Origin of the sequence: Sphingomonas sp. DBB INV C78 (genome assembly GCF_042693015.1) — a bacterium.
Classification (GTDB): Bacteria; Pseudomonadota; Alphaproteobacteria; order Sphingomonadales; family Sphingomonadaceae; genus Sphingomonas_E.
Genome location: NZ_CP170544.1, coordinates 4619933 through 4638812, shown reverse-complemented (window position 1 = coordinate 4638812; position 18880 = coordinate 4619933). Strand labels below are relative to the sequence as shown.

Here is an 18880-nt window from a genome sequence, read left to right as displayed (position 1 = left end):
TTCCTGATTCGGCTATATAGGGCCGATGAACGACATTCCCAGCAGCCCGACCCTTGGCCCCGTCGCGGCCGAAATCACCCGCCGCCTGACCGCCGCCCTGTCGCCCGAACGGCTCGCCGTGATCGACGACAGCGAGAAGCATCGCGGCCACGCCGGGCACGATGCACGGGGCGAATCGCACTTCACGGTCGAGATCGTCGCCGCCGTGTTCGAGGGCCAGAATCGCGTCGCCCGCCAGCGCGCCGTAAATGCCGCACTGGCTGAACTGCTCCATGAACGGGTCCACGCGCTTGCGATCAAGGCACGCGCTCCGTCGGAAGCGGCGTGAGGGAACTCCGCATCGAGCGATTCGCGCTGCCGACCGGCGTCGAGCTGGACGTCACGCTGGGCGGTGCGGGTGATCCGATCCTTTTCCTCCACGGCTTTCCCGAATCGGCGCGGACCTGGCGGCACCAGATGGCCGACCTTGCGACCGACCATTTCGTCGCCGCAGCCGACCAGCGCGGTTTCGTCCGATCGTCCAAGCCACCGGCGGTGGAGGATTATGCGGTCGAGCATATCGTCGCCGACCTGGTCGCGCTCGCCGACGCGCTGGGCGTCGGCCGCTTCACATTGGTCGGGCATGACTGGGGCGGGGCGGCTGCCTGGGCGGCGGCGCTCAGGCATCCCGATCGGATCGCGCGCCTGGTGATCTGCAACGCGCCGCATCCCTTGATCTTCCAGCGGACTTTGATCGACGATCCCGCCCAGCGCGCCGCATCCCAATATATGCGCGCCTTCCGCGACCCCGGCATGGAGGTGCGGCTGGCGGAAATGGGCCTTGCGACCTTCTTCGCCAAGACCTTCGCAAGCCATCTGCCCGAAGGCGCGATCGGGCCCGGCGAGCGCGAAATCTATCTCGACCAGTGGAGTCAGCCCGGTGCGTTGACGGCCATGCTCAACTGGTATCGCGCGTCGAAGATATTGGTGCCGGCCGTGGACGAAGACGTGGCGCGGCCGGAGTGGATCGACCGCCCCTTCCCCCGCCTCGCCATGCCGACGCTCGTCATCTGGGGGATGCGCGACAAGGCGCTGCTGCCCTGTCAGCTCGACGGGCTGGAGGACGCGGTGCCGGACCTGCGCATCGTGGCCGTAGCGGATGCCGGCCATTTCGTGCCTTGGGAAAAGCCCGCCGCGGTGACGGCGGCGATCCGCGCTTTCCTTGCTGAAGTGGATGGCAGAGGCTGACGGAAGCTACGAAGCGAATGTTGGAATGCGCATGTAGGCCTTACCTGCTGCGCGCGAAAGGTCCGCGATGAGATCTTTGAGTAGGATGTTGGCCGCCTCCGGTTTGCTTCTTGCCCCGATCCACAACGTGGGCGACGCGCATGTTCTCCGTGAATTTCGCCCGCTGAATGCTGACGAAATACGAATGGCCTTAGCGAATCAGACCATCGTTCCGGACGAAAGCACCGATCAGTTGGCACTTGATTTCAGCGAGACCTTTCATGCCGATGGACGCTGGACGTCATCAAGAGCGGAGCGAAGCCTCGTTCAACTCTCCGGACGATGGACCATAACAAACGATCAGGTTTGCGTGGCAATCGATAAGGCCCCGCTGGGCCGGTCGCAGAGCGATTGTCGCAAGGTTTGGCGGAACATTCGGACGGGACAACTGATGATGCCCGATCGCGACCGGATGAGTGACGGGCCTATCGTTTTGCTCGGGAGGCAGGCCGACTAACAGCTCACTCATTCGCCATGCCGCCATTGCGCGCATCTGCCAGCACAAGTAAAGCCGCCCGCGCCATGGCCGAGCCGATCATCATCGCGATTCCGAAAGGGCGCATCCTCGTCGAGACGCTGCCGATGCTGGCGCGCGTCGGTATTGTGCCCGAGGACGCCTTCGCCGACGAGGACAGCCGCGCGCTGCGCTTCGCCACCAACGATCCAAATATCGGGCTGATCCGGGTGCGCGCGTTCGACGTCGCCACCTTCGTCGCGCATGGCGCGGCGCAGATCGGCATCGTCGGATCGGACGTGCTCGACGAGTTCGATTATTCCGAAATCTATGCGCCGGTCGATCTCGACATCGGCCGCTGCCGGCTTTCGGTGGCCGAGCCGGTGGAGATGGCCGCGGGCGACGATCCGCGCGAGTGGAGCCATGTTCGCGTCGCGACCAAATATCCCGGCCTCACTCGCCGCCACTTCGCCGCGCGCGGGGTGCAGGCGGAATGCGTGAAGCTCAATGGCGCGATGGAGATTGCGCCGGTGCTGGGGTTGGCCAGCCGCATCGTCGATCTCGTTTCCTCGGGCCGGACGCTCAAGGAGAATGGCCTGGTCGAGGTGGAGACTATCTGCGAGGTTTCCGCCCGGCTGATCGTCAACCGCGCCGCGTTCAAGACACGCGCTGCCGAGATCGCACCGCTGGTCGATGCGTTCCGCGCGATGGTGGCCGAGGGGGCGAAGGATGCCGCTTAGGCTCGATGCGGGCCATGCCGGCTTCGCCGCTGCGTTCGACGATCTGGTCAATGCCCGGCGCGAGGCGGACGAGGATGTCTCGCGCGCCGTCACCGAAATCCGGACCGATGTCCGCAAGCGGGGCGATGCCGCGCTCAAGGATCTGACCGCGAAGTTCGACGGGCACGATCTGGACGTCACCGGCTGGCAGGTACCGCGCGAGGAGCGCCGCGCGGCGCTCGAGGGGTTGCCCAAGGATCTGCGCGCCGCGCTGGAACTCGCGGCGGAGCGCATCCGCGCTTACCATGCCGCGCAGAAGCCGGCTGACAGCGAGACGGTGGATGCCGCCGGTGTGCGGATGGGCGCGCGCTGGCGGGGCGTGGATGCGGCGGGGCTTTATGTACCGGGTGGACGCGCGGCTTATCCGTCGTCGGTGCTGATGAATGCGATCCCCGCCAAGGTGGCGGGCGTGGGCCGGCTCGCGATGGTGACGCCGACGCCGCGGGGCGAGACTAATGCGCTGGTGCTGGCGGCGGCCGAGATTGCGGGCGTCGACGAGGTGTGGCGGGTCGGCGGGGCGCAGGCGATTGCGGCGCTCGCTTATGGCACCGATCGGATCGCGCCGGTGGATGTGATCGTCGGCCCCGGCAATGCCTGGGTGGCGGAGGCCAAGCGCCAGCTTTACGGCGTGGTCGGGATCGACATGGTGGCGGGGCCGTCCGAGATCGTGGTGGTGGCCGATGGCGCCAACGATCCGGCCTGGATCGCCGCCGATCTGCTGAGCCAGGCCGAGCATGACCCGACCAGCCAGTCGATCCTGTTCACCGACGATGCTGCCTTCGCCGATGCGGTGGCGGCCGAGGTGGAGAGACAGATACAGACGCTTTCCACGGGGGAAACGGCCTCAACCAGTTGGAATGCCAACGGGGCGATCATCCTTGTTGGACAATTGTTGGACACCGCGCCGCTGGTCGACCGGCTCGCGCCCGAGCATCTCGAAATCGCGACCGACGATCCCGAACCGCTGTTCGCAGCCGTGCGGCATGCGGGATCGGTGTTCCTGGGCCGGCATACCCCTGAAGCGGTGGGCGATTATGTCGGCGGGCCGAACCATGTGCTGCCGACGGGGCGCCGCGCGCGCTTTTCGTCCGGCCTGTCGGTACTCGACTTCATGAAGCGGACCAGTTTCCTTGCCTGCGACCCGGCCTCGATCGCCAAGATCGGCCCCGCCGCGGTGGCGCTGGCGCAAGCAGAGGGCTTGCCTGCGCACGCGCGCAGTGTAGCGGTGAGATTATGACCAAGACCAACGAACGCTCCCGCGCGCGATCGGCCGCGCGGCTCTTCGCCGTGCAGGCGCTCTACCAGCACGAGATGGAGAAGACCCCCATCCCCAAGCTGCTGGACGAGTTCCACCAGCACCGGCTGGGCCGCACGATCGAGGAAGTAACCTACGCCCACGCCGAGACCGATTTCTTCGACGATCTGGTGCGTGGCGTCGATGCGCGGCGCGAGGAGATCGACGGCGCGATCACCGCGAAGCTTGCGGCCGGCTGGTCGCTCGACCGGCTCGACAAGCCGATGCGCCAGATATTGCGCGCCGGCACCTATGAGCTGATCGCGCGGATCGACGTGCCGACCGCGACGGTGATCAGCGAATATGTCGACGTGGCCGACGCCTTCTACGAGAAGCGCGAAAAGGGTTTCGTGAACGGCCTGCTCGACGCCGTGGCGAAGGCGGTTCGGGGGTGACAACTCCGCCGTCACCCTGAACTCGTTTCAGGGTCCACCCCTCCACAAGCGCTGCCAGTACGGGCGGTGAGGTGGATGCTGAAACAAGTTCAGCATGACGGTTGAAAACTCGCGATCCGACGCCGTGCGCGCTACACCCGCCAAGTGACCCGCGAATCCGACTTCATCGCCCGTGTGCGCGAGCTGGCGACCCATCCCGCGGCGCGGGCGCTGGCCGATGATGCGGCGGTGCTGGCCGTGGATGGCGAGATCGTGCTGACCCACGACATGCTGGTCGAAGACGTGCATTTCCTGCCCGGCGACCCGCCGGCTGACGTCGCGTGGAAGCTGGTCGCGGTGAACATGTCCGACCTGGCCGCCAAGGGGGCGAGCCCGATCGGCGTGCTGATGGGCTATGGCTTTGGCGCGGATGCCAGCTGGGATGCGGCGTTCGTCGCCGGGCTGGGGCAAGCCCTGGAAGCGATGGACGTGGCGCTGCTGGGCGGCGACACGGTTTCCATGCCCAAGGGCGGCCCGCGCACCCTGGGGCTGACGGCAATCGGCCGCGCGCCGGCGACGGGTGCGCCTTCGCGCGGCGGGGCCAAGCCCGGCGATCGTCTGTGGGTGACGGGCACGATCGGCGATGCCGGGCTGGGCCTTGCCATCGCCCAGGGCGAGCGCAGCGGCCCGGCCACCTTGGCGCAGCGTTATCGGCGCCCTTCCCCCCGCCTCGCCTTCGGTCAGGCGATAGCGCTGTGGGTGCACGCCATGGCCGATATTTCGGATGGGCTGCTGATCGATGCGGCGCGGATGGCGGGCGCAAGCGGGCTGGCCGCAACCATCGACCTCGCCCTGGTGCCGCTTTCGGCCGACCTGCTCTCCATCATGCCCGGCGACCGCGCCACACGCATCGCTGCGGCGACGGCGGGCGACGATTATGAGCTGCTGTTTGCCGCGCCAGCCGAGGCGGAAGAGGCGATCCGCGCTGTATCGACGCGGTGCGGGCTGACGGTGACGATGGTGGGACGCCTTGCAACCGGCGACGGAATTGCCCTGACCGAAAGCGGCAGCGCGGTGCCCTTACCGCAACGACTGGGGTTCGAGCATGGCGCGAGCGGATAATATGTCGGTTCTGAGCCGGGAAATCGCCCGCACCGCCTAATTGCCGAAAATCTGCTTGCTGTAATCCATCGCCGTCCGCTCGACCGCGGGGCCGCGGCCGGGCAGCAACATGCCATGTTCGGCCAGCAGGCGGCGAACCTGGTTCACGGTCATCGGCTTGCCATAATGCCAGCCCTGCCCCTTGTGGCAGCCGATCGCCTTCAACTGTTCGATGATCCCCGCATCCTCAATGCCTTCCGCCGTGATCGGCAGGCTCAGGCTTTCGCCAAGACGCGTGATCGCGTTCACGATCGCCGCACTTTCGGGATTGTCGGTCATCGACAGGACGAAGCTCTTGTCGATCTTGATCCGATCGAAGGGCAAAGCCCGCAAATGCGCGAGTGACGAATAGCCCGTTCCGAAATCGTCGAGCGCCAGGCGGATGCCCTGATTCTTGAGGCTGCCGATGATCGACTGGGCGAGGCCCAGATTTTCGAACAGCGAGCTTTCGGTGATCTCGATCTCGAGACGGCTTGCCGGGAAGCCGGTTTCGACCAGCAGCTTGACGATCTTCTGGGCGAGCCACGGGTCCTTGAGCTGGGTCGGTGAGATGTTGACGGAAATGGAGAGCGACGGGTCCCATCCCTTCGCTTCTTCGAACGCCTGGCGCATCACCGACGTCGATAGATCCCCGATCAGCCCCGATTCCTCGGCGATCGGGATGAAGATGTCGGGGCCGACCACGCCCTGCAGCGGGTGATCCCAGCGGGCCAGCACCTCGAAGCCCTGAATGCGGCCGCTCGCGAGGTCGATCTGCTGTTCGTAATAGGGCACGAACTCGCCGCGCGGAATGCCGTCGCGCAGGCCGGCCTCGATCGCGTTGCGGAGCTGCAGTTCGCGCTCCATCGACGTGTCGAACCAGGCCATGCGATTGCGACCGCCCTTCTTGGCGGCATACATGGCGATGTCGGCACGGCGCATCAGCGCGTCGATCGTGTCGCAATCGGCCTCCGACCGGGCGATGCCGATCGAGGCGGAAACATGGGCACGGGCGCCACCCAGATCGAACGGGGTCGCCAGCCGGCTGACGATGGCGTCGGCGATCGCGTCCACCTCCCCACAGCCGCGCTGATCGACGATGACGGCGCAGGCGAACTCGTCGCCACCCAGGCGCGCGGCGAGCGCATGGGGCGGCAGCATGTCGCGGATGGCGGTGGAACAGGCCTTGAGCAGCCGATCGCCGATACCATGGCCGTGGAGATCGTTGACGGTCTTGAAATGATCGAGGTCGATCATCAGCACGGCGACCGCGCGGCCCCGCCCCTTGGCGCTGCCGATCATGTCGCCGCCGAGTTCGGCCAGCGAACGGCGATTGAGCAGGCCGGTCAAGGGGTCGCTGGCCGCAAGCGTCTGGGCGCGCTCCTCGGCAGCGGTCCGTTCGTTCACCACCTGCTGCAGATCGCGATAGCGGCGCCAGCCGAACAGCAGCAGCGCGACGTTGAGGATGACCGCGGTGGTGAGCACGCGATCGACCCCGCCGCCGCCTTCGGTGACGATCTTGATGAAATTGCTGACGACGGTGCCGCCGGTGCCGGCAAACAGGATGATCGCCGCAACGGTGATGCCACCGGTCACGACGTCGCGGCGCGCCGCGGCCACGGTCAAAGCCCTGCGTTCCTTGCGTTGCCAGATGCGCCAGGCCAAAAGCGGCACTCCCAAAATCATTCGATCCCCTTCTGTGCCGCCCAAGCAGTGCAGAATGTGTTAAAAGCTTTCGATAAAGCCGTCCCGCTTGCCTTGTCGGGCGGGATCGGCTAACCGCCCGCCGTTCGTTCCGCTTTGAACGTGACGCTGAAGCGCCCGAGGGTGCACGCTGGCCGGCGAGGTTTCGCCCGCCGGCGTATTTTGCGTTTTAGGCGGTCGAGTGTGGTTTTGACGGCCGGAGTGTGGCGATGTTCGAAAGTCTGAGCGAGCGGCTTGGCGGCGTATTCGACCGTCTGCGTGGCCGTGGCGCGCTCAACGAAGCAGACGTCCGCGCGGCCATGCGCGAAGTCCGCATCGCGCTGCTCGAAGCCGATGTCGCGCTGCCGGTAGTCCGCGAATTTGTCGACAAGGCGACCGAGCAGGCCGTTGGCCATCAGGTTCTGAAGTCGATCACGCCCGGCCAGCAGGTCGTCAAGATCGTCAATGACGCGCTGGTCGAGATGCTCGGCGCCGAAGCGTCGGAGCTTGAGATCGACGTCACCCCGCCTGCCGTGGTGATGATGGTCGGCCTTCAGGGCTCGGGTAAGACGACCACGACCGCCAAGATCGCCAAGCGCCTGACCGAAAAAGGTCGCAAGAAGGTGCTGATGGCGTCGCTCGACGTCAATCGCCCCGCCGCGCAGGAACAGTTGGCGACGCTCGGCACCCAAGCTTCGGTCGCGACCTTGCCGATCGTCGCCGGCCAGCAGCCGGTCGATATCGCCAAGCGCGCGCTGCAGTCGGCGAAGCTCCAGGGCTTCGACGTCGTCCTGCTCGACACCGCCGGCCGCCTCCATGTCGATCAGGCGCTGATGGAGGAGATGAAGGCGGTCGCCGACGTCTCCCAGCCGCACGAAATCCTCCTCGTCGTCGACTCGCTGACCGGCCAGGACGCCGTCAACGTCGCCAAGAGCTTCTCCGAACAGGTGCCGCTGACCGGCGTCGTGCTGACCCGTATGGACGGCGACGCCCGTGGCGGTGCGGCGCTGTCGATGCGCGCCGTTACCGGCAAGCCGATCAAGTTTGCCGGCACCGGCGAAAAGCTGGATGGGCTGGAGCCGTTCAACCCGTCGCGCGTCGCCGGCCGTATCCTCGGCATGGGCGATGTCGTCAGCCTCGTCGAGAAGGCGGCCGAGACGATCAAGGTCGAGGAGGCGGAAGCGCTCGCGGCCAAGATGGCCAAGGGCCTGTTCGACATGAACGACCTGCGCGCGCAGCTCGCCCAGATGAGCCGCATGGGCGGCCTCGGCGCGCTCGCCGGCATGCTGCCGGGCGTCAAGCAGGTGAAGCAGGCGATGGCCAATGGCGCCGTCGACGACAAGATCCTCGTCCGCATGGACGCGATGATCACGTCGATGACGCCCAAGGAGCGCACCAAGCCTGAAATCATCAACGCCAAGCGCAAGATCCGCATCGCCAAGGGCAGCGGCACGACCGTGCAGGAAGTGAACAAGCTCCTGAAGATGCATCAGGAAATGTCCACGGCGATGAAGAAGATCCGCAAGATGGGCGGCCTCAAGGGCCTCGGTGCGCTGTTCGGCAAGGGCGGCGGTCTCGGCGGTATGCTGGGTGGCGCGGGGGGAATGCCCCAGCTTCCCCCCGGCGGTGGTCTGCCCGGCCTTGGCGGTGGCGGCCTTCCCGGTCTCGGCGGCCTGCCCCCCGGTTTCGACAAGTTCGGCAAGAAATAAGCGTTTTCAACAAGATCAGTAGAAGGAAGAAGTCATGTCCGTTTCCATCCGTCTCGCCCGCGGCGGCGCCAAGAAGCGTCCGTATTACCGCATCGTCGTCGCCAACTCGCGCGCTCCGCGTGATGGCGCCTTCATCGAGAAGATCGGCACCTACAACCCGCTGCTCTCGAAGGAAGATCCGGCCCGCGTGACGCTCAATGTCGAGCGCGCCAAGCATTGGCTGTCCGTCGGCGCGCAGCCGACCGACCGCGTTGCCCGTTTCTTCGACGCCGCCGGCGTGAAGGAGCGCGCTGCCCGCAACAACCCGAACAAGGCCGAGCCGGGCGAGAAGGCCAAGGAGCGCGCCGAGGAGCGTGCGGCCAAGATCGCCGCTGCCGAGGAAGCCGCCAAGGCTCCGGTCGAGGAAGCACCCGCAGAGGAGGCTCCCGCCGCCGAGGAAGCTCCTGCCGCTGAAGCGCCTGCTGAAGAAGCGGCCGAAGGCTGATTGCTGTAATGGCCGGTTGCCCCGCCTGCGTGCGGGTGGGGCACCGGCTGCATTATCGGGGATAGAGCGTTGAGCGACCGTCCGGTTACATTGGCCGCGGTGATCGGCGCGCATGGGGTGCAGGGCGAGGTTCGCCTCAAGCTCTTCACCGATGATCTCTCGCCTTATGCGACGCTCGATGCCGGCGGACGGACGCTGACGCTGAAAAGCGTGCGGCCCGGCCCCAACGGCGCCGTCGCGCGCTTCGCCGAGGTCGCCGATCGCGATGCCGCCGAGGCGTTGCGTGGCACCCCGTTGACCGTCCCCCGTTCGGCCCTGCCGCCGCTGGCGGACGGCGAATATTATCACGCCGATCTGATCGGACTGCCCTGCCTTGCCGATGGCCAACCCATCGGCACCGCGGTCGCGATCGAGAATTTCGGCGCAGGCGACATCGTCGAGATCGAGAAGCCGGACGGCAAGCGCTTCATGGCGCCGATCGCGGCCGCCGTCACCGTCGAGCCGGATCGGCTGCTGATCGATCCGGCCTTCGTGGAATGAAGCTCGCCGTCCTTTCGGACATTCACGGCAATCTGCCGGCACTGGAAGCCGTGATCGCCGATGCCGAGGGGCGGGGCTGCGACAGCTTCGTCAATCTCGGCGACAGCCTCTCGGGACCGCTCTGGCCGCGCGAGACCGCCGACCGGCTGATGGCGCTCGGCTGGCCGACGCTCGCCGGCAATCATGAGCGGCAGTTGCTCACTACGCCGGTCGAACGGATGATCCCGTCCGACAGCTATGCGATCGCTGAACTCGCACCGCATCATCTCGAATGGCTCGCCTCGCTGCCGCAGACGATCGCCTGGTCCGACGATCTGTTCCTCTGTCACGGCACGCCCGACAGCGACATCACCTATTTCCTGGAGGATGTCGGCGAGGAGGGGGCCTATCCGGCGAGCCTTGATGCCATGCGCAAAAGGACCGGAGGGCGGCCAGAGCCGATGATCCTCTGCGGCCACACCCATATCCCGCGCGTCCTGTGGCTCGACGGGCAGATCATCGCCAATCCCGGCAGCGTCGGCCTGCCGGCTTATTCGGACGATCGCCCGCTGCCGCACGTCATGGAAACCGGCACCCCGCACGCCCGCTACGCCATCGTCGAGAACGGCGAGGTCGATCTGATCGAAGTCCTCTATGATTTCGTCGCCGCATCCGAAAAGGCACGCGAGGCCGGCCGCCGCGACTGGGCCTTCGCGCTCCGGACAGGGCGGGCGCAATGACCTTCGCCGCCACCATCCTCACCCTTTATCCCGAGATGTTCCCGGGGCCGCTGGGAACCTCGCTCGCCGGCCGCGCGCTGGCGGAGGGGAAATGGACCTGCGATCCCATCCAGATCCGCGACTTCGCGACCGACAAGCATCGTTCGGTCGATGATACGCCCGCGGGCGGCGGGGCAGGGATGGTGATGCGTGCGGACGTCCTCGCCCGCGCCGTCGATCATGCGCTGGAGAAGCGCCCAGACGCGCCCCTGCTGGCGATGACGCCGCGTGGACGGCCGCTCACGCAGGGCCGCGTGCGGGAATTGGCGGCGGGGCCGGGGGTGACGATCCTCTGCGGCCGCTTTGAGGGGATAGACGAGCGCCTGTTCGAAGCCCGCCCGATCGAGCCGGTCTCGATCGGCGACTATATCCTGTCGGGCGGCGAGATGGCGGCCTTGGTGACGCTCGACGCTTGCATTCGGCTGCTTCCCGGCGTAATGGGCGCCGCTTCCAGCGGGGACGAGGAAAGCTTCGAAAGCGGCCTCCTCGAATATCCGCATTATACCCGACCACCTGAGTGGGAAGGACGCACGATCCCCGAAGTGCTGCGATCTGGGGATCATGCGAAGATCGAGGCATGGCGTAAAGCCATGGCCGAGAATGATACAAGGCTAAGGAGGCCGGACCTTTGGGAGCGCCATGAGGGCGCTCGGGTGCAGTCTCCCTCTGGTGCGCGGCAAAAGAAGAAGGAGCGATGAGCATGAACCTCATCCAGACGCTCGAAGCCGAGCAGATTGCCAAGATCACCGAGAACAAGAAGATTCCCGAATTCCGTCCGGGCGACACGCTTCGCGTCGGCGTGAAGGTCGTCGAAGGCGAGCGCACCCGCGTTCAGGCCTATGAAGGCGTCTGCATCGCGCGCGCCAACAAGGGCATGGGTTCGTCCTTCACCGTCCGCAAGATTTCGTTCGGTGAGGGCGTCGAGCGCGTCTTCCCGCTTTACTCGCCGAACGTCGATTCGATCGAGGTCGTCCGCAAGGGCGTCGTCCGTCGCGCCAAGCTCTATTATCTGCGCGGTCGCCGCGGCAAGTCGGCGCGTATCGCCGAACGTCGCGATCCGCGGGCGACCGCCGAGGCCTGATCGCTTCGACGGTACCGGAATTCAGGGCGTGGATGGGATGCCATCCGCGCCCTTTTTCGTCGCCGGGACGGGCTTGATCGCCGGTCGATTCCTTCCGATAAGCGGCCGATGCTCCGCATTCTCCCCGCCGCGCTGATCGCGGCCGTCGCCCTCGTTCCCAATCCCGCCTTCGCCGAGAAACTGACGCTCGAACGGCTGTTTGCGAGCCCCGCGCTCGCCGGCCCGACGCCGCGCTCGCTGAAGCTCTCGCCCGATGGCAGCCTCGCTACCGTACTCCGCAACAGGCCCGACGATGTCGAGCGTTTCGATCTGTGGGCAATCGACACAAGCAGCGGCAAGGTGCGCATGCTGGTCGATTCCAAGAAGGTCGGCACCGGCGCAGCTTTGTCCGAAGCCGAAAAGATGCAGCGCGAGCGCCTCCGCATCGGCGGCTCCAAGGGCATCGTCGCATATGATTGGGCACCCGACGGCAAGCGCCTGCTGGTGCCGCTCGACGGCGATCTCTACCTCGCCGATCCCGCCGGCGGGGTGAAGCGGCTGACCAACAGCCCGGAGACGGAGCTGGACGCCACCGTCAGCCGCAAGGGCCGCTTCGTCTCCTATGTCCGCGACGGCAACCTGCACGTCATCGACATCGCCGGCGGCGGCGATCGCGCGCTCACCAAGGATGGCGGCGCCGCCATCAGCTGGGGTGTCGCCGAATTCGTCGCCAATGAGGAACTGGAACGCCGCCGCGGCCATTGGTGGGCGCCCGATGACAGCCTGATCGCCGTCGCCCGCGTCGACGAAAGCAAGGTCGAAATCTCCTCGCGCGCCGCGATCGGCGCCGAGAGCACGACGGTGATCGAGCAGCGTTACCCCCGCGCCGGCACGCCCAACGCCGCGATCGAACTGTGGCTGGTCAAGCCCGACGGCAGCGGCCAAGTGAAGGCCGATCTCGGCCCGAACCCGGACATCTACCTCGCCCGCGTCGACTGGTTGCCTGATGCCAGCGGCGTGCTCGTCCAGCGGCTCAATCGCGAACAGACCCGGCTCGATATGCTGCGGATCGACGCGAAGACCGGCGCATCGACGCTGCTATTCAGCGAAGCGGCCGATACCTGGGTCAACCTCCACGACAATCTCCGCGCGCTACGCGACGGCAGCCTGATCTGGTCGTCGGAACGTGACGGCTACAGCCATCTTTATCGCTGGGCGGACGGCAAGTTCAGCCAGATCACCCGTGGCCCATGGGCGGTCGAGCGGCTGGTGGGTGTCGATCAGAAGGCCGGCAAGCTGTTCTTTACCGGCTTTGCCGACAGCACGCTCGAACAGCATCTCTACGCCGTCGACTATCGCAACGGGGGCCAGCCGCAGCGGCTGACGGCGCCCGGCAGCTGGAATGATGTCGTGATGGACGACGGCGCAACCCGCGCACTGATCACGACCACACGGCCCAACCAGCCGCGGCAGGTCTGGCTGGCCGACGCCGCGGGCAAGCGGCTTGCCTGGATCGAGGAGAATGCGGTTGCCGGCAAGCATCCGCTGGCACCGTTCGCGGCTGATCTCGTCAAGCCGAGCTATGGCACGATCAAGGCCGCCGATGGGCGGACCGACCTCGATTATGCGATGCTGACGCCACCCGGCCTCAAGCCCGGCGAAAAGGCACCCGCCTTCGTGTTCGTCTATGGCGGCCCGCACGCCCATACGGTGAAGCGCGATTTCTTCGACCTGCGCATGCAATATCTCGCCCAGCGCGGCTGGGTGGTGTTCATGCTCGACAATCGCGGCATGGGCGATCGCGGCAAGGCGTTCGAGGACCCGATCCACCTGAAGATGGGCGGCCCAGAAGTGGCCGATCAGCTCAAGGGCGTGGAATGGCTGAAGACGCAGCCCTTCGTCGATGCCGGCAAGGTGGCGGTGATGGGCTGGTCCTATGGCGGCTATATGACGCTGAAGCTGCTCGAAGCGGCACCCAATGCCTTTGCCGCAGGTGTGGCGGTCGCCCCGGTGACGCGCTGGGAGTTGTACGACACGGCCTATACCGAGCGTTATCTCGGTAATCCCGCGAAGGACAAGGCGCCCTATGAAGCGTCGAGCGCACTCGCCAACGCCACCAGGATCGCCGATCCGCTGCTGCTGATCCACGGCATGGCGGACGATAATGTGCTGTTCGACAATTCGACGGCGCTGATGGCGAAGCTGCAGGATGCGGCCGTCCCGTTCGAGACGATGGTCTATCCGGGCAAGACGCACAGCATCTCAGGACCGACGACGAGTCTGCATCTGTGGCGGACGATCGAGGCTTTCCTGGACCGCACGGTGAAGGCGCCGCGCTGAGCATGGTGGCATAGCGCCAAGGATGGGCAGAAGGCGCGCCACCTTGCCTTTTGCCCGCCCCTGCCCCACATGAAACGCCTGTAACCGTGGAGTATTTGCCGTGAACGACCGGATGGACATCGCGAACCGCCTTGCCCCCTCCCGCTCCACGGTGATCCATGCCTGCCTTTTTGACCTTCGATTCCGTCGCCGCATCCACGCCTGACCAGCGGCCGCTTTTCCATGATCTGACGCTAGCCGTCGGCGCCGAGCGCGTCGGGCTGGTCGGGCGTAACGGATCGGGCAAGTCCACATTGTTGCGCATCGCCGCGGGCGAGATTGAGCCCGTAGCCGGCAGCATCACGCGCGCCGGCACGTGCGGAATGCTGGTGCAGGACTGGCCCGAGACCCTGACGGTCTCGGACGTGCTAGGCGTGAGCGCGATGCTTGCCCGCCTTGCCCGGATCGAGGCGGGCGAGGGCAGCGAGGAGGATTTCTCCGAGGCCGACTGGACGCTCGAGAGCCGGATCGAGGCGGCGCTGGCGCAAGCCGGGTTGCCGGCCGTTGCGCTCGACCGCCGGATCGCGAGTTTCAGCGGTGGCGAGCGGATGCGGATCGGCGTGGCCCGGCTGTTGATCGACGCGGCCGATCTGCTGTTGCTCGACGAGCCGACCAACAATCTCGACGGTGAGGGCCGCGCGGCGATCGCGGCGCTGATCGCGGGCTGGCGTGGTGGCGTGCTCGTCGCCAGCCATGATCGTGCGCTGCTGGAGGGCATGGACCGGATCGTCGAGCTGACGCCGATGGGGGCGCGGATATTCGGCGGTGGCTGGTCCGAATTTGCGGACGCGCGCGATGCCGCGCGGGCGCGGGCGGAGAGTGAGTTCGACCGCGCCGATCAGGCCAGCCGTGCCGCCGATCGCGCGGTGCAGCGCCAGCGCGAGAGGAAGGCGCGGCGTGACAAGGCCGGACGCGCCTTCGCCGCCAGGGGCTCCGAACCGAAGATATTGCTCGGCGCGATGGCCGAGCGGGCGGAGAATAGTGCCGGGCGCGATCAGCGGCTGGCCGACCGGCTGCGCGACGAGGTGGCCGCGCAACTGGCCGAGGCCCGCGCGCAGGTGGAGGTGGTCACGCCGCTGATGATCGCGCTGCCGAAAAGCGGGCTGCCCGCGAATCGCGAGCTGCTGGCGATGGAGGGTGTGACGTTGCGCGCCGGCGCGCGGACGCTCGGGCCGTGGAGCTTCGACGTGCACGGGCCGGAGCGGATCGCCGTGACCGGCCCCAATGGCGCGGGCAAGACGAGCCTGCTGCGCGTCGCGGTGGGGCTGGCGACGCCCGCGTCGGGCACGGTCCGCCGCGCCGAAGGGCGGATCGCCATGCTCGACCAGCATGTCAGCCTGCTCGATCGGGCCGAGACCATCCTCGCCAATTTCCGTCGGCTGAACCCCGCGCTCGACGAACAGGCCGCCCGCGCCGCCTGCGCCCACTTCGCCTTCCGCAACCGCGACGCGCTAAAAACGGTGGGCGCACTATCCGGCGGCGAGCGGCTGCGTGCTGCGCTCGCCTGCGTATTGGCCGGTGAACGGCCGCCCTGGCTGCTGCTGCTCGACGAGCCGACCAACCATCTCGACATGGCTTCGATCGAAGTGCTGGAAAATGCGCTCGCCGAATATGACGGCGCTTTGCTGGTGGTGAGCCACGACCGCGATTTCCTCGATGCGATCGGGGTGGAGCGGCAAATCGCGGTGAAGGGATGACGCGCCCCATGTGATCCGTGTAAGGCTTGCCCTCACATGGTGGCGACGAAGCATTGTGACCTGGCGATCGCAGGGGGCGGGCTGGCTGGCGCGCTGATCGCGCTGGCGCTGGCCGCGCGCCGGCCGGAACTGCGCGTGCTGCTGGTCGAGGAAGGCGAGACGATCGGCGGCAACCATGTCTGGTCCTTCTTCCATTCGGACGTGGCGGACGAGGATCGCTGGCTGCTCGCCCCGCTCGTCTGCCATGGCTGGCGCGGCTACAACATTGCCTTCCCGCAGCGCCGGCGGCGGCTGGGCACGCCTTATTATTCGATCCTGTCCGAACGGCTGGACGCGGTGGTGCGCCGCACGCTCCGCGACGATCTGGTGATGACGGGCCGGCGGATCGCATCGCTCAACAAGACGACGATCCTGATCGACGGCGGGGACCGGGTGCAGGCCAAGGCAGTGATCGACGCACGGGGGCCGGGCGATCTCGGCCACCTCGATCTCGGCTGGCAGAAATTCCTGGGCCAGGTCGTCCGGCTGGAGGAGCCGCACGGGCTGGAGCGGCCGATCCTGATGGACGCCACCGTCGCCCAGGTCGACGGCTATCGCTTCGTCTATGTGCTGCCGATCGACGAGACGCGCCTGCTCATTGAGGACACTTATTATAGCGACGACACCGACCTCGACCCGGAGGTGATCGCCGATCGCATCCTGGCCTATGCGGAGGGCAAGGGCTGGGAGATCGCCGAGATCGAGCGACAGGAAACGGGCGTGCTGCCGGTGGCGCTGGGCGGGGATTTCGACGCTTATTGGCAATCGGGCGGCAAGGATGTGGCGAAGGCGGGCGTGCGCGCCGGGCTGTTCCACCCGACCACCGGCTATTCGCTGCCCGATGCGGTGCGCACGGCGATGTTCGTCGCCGGCCTCGACAAGCCCGCATCGCGCAGCTTGCATGAAGAAATGCACGATTTTGCGCGGAAGACATGGGAGGAGCGCGGTTTCTATCGCCTGCTCGACCGGATGCTGTTCCGCGCCGCCGATCCCGACGCGCGCTACAAGGTGATGCAGCGTTTCTATGGCCTCGATCGCGACCTGATCGAGCGTTTCTATGCCGCGCAATCGACCAAGGGGGATCGTTTCCGCATCCTCGCCGGCCGGCCGCCCGTTCCGGTTACCCGCGCGATCCGGGTGATGAAGGAAAGACCATTGCGGGCATGAGAAATGCGGCCGTAATCGGCGCCGGCTTCGGCGGGCTGGCGCTTGCCATCCGCCTGCAATCCGCAGGCGTGACGACCACGCTGATCGAAGGGCGCGACCGCGTCGGCGGCCGCGCTTATGTGTGGGAGAAGGACGGCTTCGTGTTCGATGCCGGCCCCACCGTCATCACCGACCCCGATTGCCTGCGCGAGCTTTGGGCGCTCTCCGGCCGGGTGATGGACGAGGACGTGACCCTGGTGCCGGTCAGCCCCTTCTACCGGCTCAACTGGCCCGACGGGACGAGCTTCGACTATTCGAACGACGAGGCGGCGCTGATGCGGGAGATCGCCCGCGTCTCACCCTCGGACGCGGTCGGTTACCAGCAGTTCCTGCAATATTCGGCCGGCGTCTATGCCAAGGGCTATGAAGAGCTCGGCCACGTCGCCTTCCTCGATTTCAAGTCGATGGTGAAGGCGGCGCCGTCGCTGGCGCAATATCAGGCCTGGCGATCGGTCTATTCGATCGTTTCCAAATATGTGAAGGACGAGAAGCTTCGCCAGGCGTTCAGTTTTCACACGCTGCTGGTGGGCGGCAATCCGTTCACGACGAGCGCGATCTATGCGCTGATCCACAAGCTCGAAAAGGATGGCGGCGTCTGGTTCGCCAAGGGCGGCACCAACAAACTGGTCGCCGGCATGGCCACGCATTTCGAGCGGCTGGGCGGGACGATCCGGCTCAATGATCCCGTGGTCGAGATCGAGACGCTCGGCGACGAAGTGACGGGTGTGCGCACCGCGAGCGGCTGGCGCGGGGATTTCGCCGCGGTCGCCACCAATGCCGATGTCGTCCACAGCTATCGCGACCTGCTCGGCGGCAATCTGCGCGGGCAGAAGGCGACGCGCGCGCTGGAGGCCAAGCGCTTCTCGCCCTCCTTGTTCCTCGTGCATTTCGGGGTGAAGGGGACGTGGCCGGGCATTCCGCACCACATGATCCTGTTCGGCCCGCGTTATGAGGATCTGCTGAAAGATATCTACGATCATGGCGTGCTGGCGGAGGATTTCTCGCTCTACCTCCACCACCCGACCGTGACCGATCCGAGCATGGCGCCCGAGGGTTGCTCGACCTTCTACGCGCTCGCCCCCGTGCCGCATCTCGGCAAGCTGCCGATCGACTGGGACGAGGTGGCGCCGATCTATGCCGACCGCATTCTGGGCGAGATCGAGCGGCGGCTGATGCCCGGCCTGCGCGACCGGATCATCACATCCTTCCATTACACCCCGGTGGATTTCGCGACCGACCTCAACGCGCATCTGGGCTCGGCCTTCAGCCTGGAGCCGATCCTGACGCAGAGCGCCTGGTTCCGCACCCACAACCGCGACGACCGCATCCCCAACCTCTATTTCGTCGGCGCGGGCACGCATCCAGGCGCGGGCATCCCCGGCGTGGTGGGCTCCGCCAAGGCGACGGCGGCGTTGATGCTGGAGGATCTGAAGGGATGAAGCGCCTGGCCGTCTATTGCGCGTCCAGCCTGGGGGTGGACCCGATCTTCGCCGATGTCGCGCGCCATGTCGGCCGCACGCTGGCGGCGCGCGGGATCGGCATTGTCTATGGCGGCGGACGGCTCGGCCTGATGGGGCTGGTGGCCGATGCCGCGCTGGATGCGGGCGGCGAGGTGATCGGCGTGATTCCAGAGGTGCTGCGCGATGCCGAGGTCGCGCACCATGGCTGCACCCACCTCCACATCGTCGCCAACATGCACCAGCGCAAGGCGATGATGACCGACCTTGCCGATGGCTTCGTCACCATCCCCGGCGGCATCGGCACGATGGACGAACTGTTCGAGGCGCTGAGCTGGGCGCAGCTCGGCTATCATGCCAAACCGTGCGGGTTGCTGAACGTCGCCGGTTTCTACGATCATCTGACCGCCTTCATGAACGGGATGGTCACGGCCGGATTCCTCCGCCAGGCGCACCGCGCCAATCTGATCGAGGCGGGCACGATCGAGGAATTGCTAGACCAGATGGTCGCGCATCGCACCGCACCCAGCATCATCCAGATGGTCCGCGGCGACCTGTGAG

Annotated in this window: 19 protein-coding genes; 18 read left to right on the top strand and 1 reads right to left on the bottom strand. The window is 66.6% G+C overall.

All coding sequences use genetic code 11. The annotated features are described in order from the left end of the window. The first annotated feature begins 25 nt into the window (after window positions 1–25). The 7 genes from ACFB49_RS22205 (at window position 26) to thiL (ending at window position 5289) form a co-directional block, all read left to right on the top strand. Entirely contained in the window at window positions 26–328 is a 303-nt protein-coding gene (locus tag ACFB49_RS22205; RefSeq protein WP_380873847.1) for a BolA family protein, read from the top strand. Beyond that, window positions 325–1227 carry an alpha/beta fold hydrolase gene (locus ACFB49_RS22200; protein WP_380873846.1) on the top strand — a complete coding sequence of 301 codons (903 nt, stop codon included), beginning with the start codon at window positions 325–327 and terminating at the stop codon, window positions 1225–1227. Before ACFB49_RS22205 ends, ACFB49_RS22200 begins: the two co-directional genes overlap by 4 nt. Before the next feature lie 85 nt (window positions 1228–1312). Then, complete coding sequence (locus ACFB49_RS22195; protein ID WP_380873844.1) at window positions 1313–1723, top strand: hypothetical protein; 411 nt, start codon at window positions 1313–1315, stop codon at window positions 1721–1723. Window positions 1724–1788: 65 nt separating this feature from the next. Then, on the top strand, window positions 1789–2460 hold the full coding sequence (hisG, locus tag ACFB49_RS22190) for an ATP phosphoribosyltransferase (protein ID WP_380873842.1): 672 nt from the start codon (window positions 1789–1791) through the stop codon (window positions 2458–2460). Beyond that, window positions 2450–3736 carry a histidinol dehydrogenase gene (gene hisD / locus ACFB49_RS22185; RefSeq protein ID WP_380873841.1) on the top strand — a complete coding sequence of 429 codons (1287 nt, stop codon included), beginning with the start codon at window positions 2450–2452 and terminating at the stop codon, window positions 3734–3736. The genes hisG and hisD overlap by 11 nt, the downstream gene beginning before the upstream one ends. Next, window positions 3733–4188 carry a transcription antitermination factor NusB gene (gene nusB / locus ACFB49_RS22180; protein ID WP_380873840.1) on the top strand — a complete coding sequence of 152 codons (456 nt, stop codon included), beginning with the start codon at window positions 3733–3735 and terminating at the stop codon, window positions 4186–4188. The genes hisD and nusB overlap by 4 nt, the downstream gene beginning before the upstream one ends. A 144-nt stretch (window positions 4189–4332) precedes the next feature. Then, window positions 4333–5289 carry a thiamine-phosphate kinase gene (thiL, locus tag ACFB49_RS22175; RefSeq protein ID WP_380873839.1) on the top strand — a complete coding sequence of 319 codons (957 nt, stop codon included), beginning with the start codon at window positions 4333–4335 and terminating at the stop codon, window positions 5287–5289. Between the two features lie 36 nt (window positions 5290–5325). Here the strand turns inward: thiL and ACFB49_RS22170 are convergent, their stop codons facing one another. Next, window positions 5326–6993, bottom strand: coding sequence for a putative bifunctional diguanylate cyclase/phosphodiesterase (locus tag ACFB49_RS22170; RefSeq protein WP_380873837.1), 1668 nt, complete (start codon window positions 6991–6993; stop codon window positions 5326–5328). 227 nt (window positions 6994–7220) lie between these two features. On the opposite strand from ACFB49_RS22170, the gene ffh reads away from it, so the two are divergent. The 11 genes from ffh (at window position 7221) to ACFB49_RS22115 (ending at window position 18879) form a co-directional block, all read left to right on the top strand. Continuing rightward, the gene (gene ffh, locus ACFB49_RS22165; RefSeq protein WP_380873836.1) at window positions 7221–8699 is read left to right on the top strand and encodes a signal recognition particle protein; all 1479 of its coding nucleotides are present in this window, start codon (window positions 7221–7223) and stop codon (window positions 8697–8699) included. Window positions 8700–8733: 34 nt separating this feature from the next. Further along, window positions 8734–9183 carry a 30S ribosomal protein S16 gene (rpsP, locus tag ACFB49_RS22160; RefSeq protein ID WP_380873835.1) on the top strand — a complete coding sequence of 150 codons (450 nt, stop codon included), beginning with the start codon at window positions 8734–8736 and terminating at the stop codon, window positions 9181–9183. A gap of 69 nt (window positions 9184–9252) precedes the next feature. Beyond that, complete coding sequence (gene rimM, locus ACFB49_RS22155) at window positions 9253–9723, top strand: ribosome maturation factor RimM (protein WP_380873833.1); 471 nt, start codon at window positions 9253–9255, stop codon at window positions 9721–9723. Next, on the top strand, window positions 9720–10442 hold the full coding sequence (locus ACFB49_RS22150; protein WP_380873831.1) for a metallophosphoesterase family protein: 723 nt from the start codon (window positions 9720–9722) through the stop codon (window positions 10440–10442). Before rimM ends, ACFB49_RS22150 begins: the two co-directional genes overlap by 4 nt. Then, the gene (gene trmD / locus ACFB49_RS22145) at window positions 10439–11179 is read left to right on the top strand and encodes a tRNA (guanosine(37)-N1)-methyltransferase TrmD (protein ID WP_380873829.1); all 741 of its coding nucleotides are present in this window, start codon (window positions 10439–10441) and stop codon (window positions 11177–11179) included. Before ACFB49_RS22150 ends, trmD begins: the two co-directional genes overlap by 4 nt. Window positions 11180–11181: 2 nt before the next feature. Then, window positions 11182–11562, top strand: a complete 381-nt coding sequence (rplS, locus tag ACFB49_RS22140; RefSeq protein ID WP_380873827.1) for a 50S ribosomal protein L19 — start codon at window positions 11182–11184, stop codon at window positions 11560–11562. 108 nt (window positions 11563–11670) lie between these two features. Next, window positions 11671–13881, top strand: coding sequence for an alpha/beta fold hydrolase (locus tag ACFB49_RS22135; protein WP_380873826.1), 2211 nt, complete (start codon window positions 11671–11673; stop codon window positions 13879–13881). Window positions 13882–14039: 158 nt separating this feature from the next. Next, the gene (locus ACFB49_RS22130; protein ID WP_380873824.1) at window positions 14040–15617 is read left to right on the top strand and encodes an ABC-F family ATP-binding cassette domain-containing protein; all 1578 of its coding nucleotides are present in this window, start codon (window positions 14040–14042) and stop codon (window positions 15615–15617) included. A gap of 36 nt (window positions 15618–15653) precedes the next feature. Next, window positions 15654–16823, top strand: a complete 1170-nt coding sequence (gene crtY, locus ACFB49_RS22125; protein ID WP_380873822.1) for a lycopene beta-cyclase CrtY — start codon at window positions 15654–15656, stop codon at window positions 16821–16823. Beyond that, a complete protein-coding gene (locus ACFB49_RS22120; RefSeq protein ID WP_380873820.1) occupies window positions 16820–18301 on the top strand; it encodes a phytoene desaturase in 1482 nt (493 codons plus the stop codon). The genes crtY and ACFB49_RS22120 overlap by 4 nt, the downstream gene beginning before the upstream one ends. Next, complete coding sequence (locus tag ACFB49_RS22115) at window positions 18298–18879, top strand: TIGR00730 family Rossman fold protein (RefSeq protein WP_380873818.1); 582 nt, start codon at window positions 18298–18300, stop codon at window positions 18877–18879. The genes ACFB49_RS22120 and ACFB49_RS22115 overlap by 4 nt, the downstream gene beginning before the upstream one ends. Window position 18880: the final 1 nt, after the last annotated feature.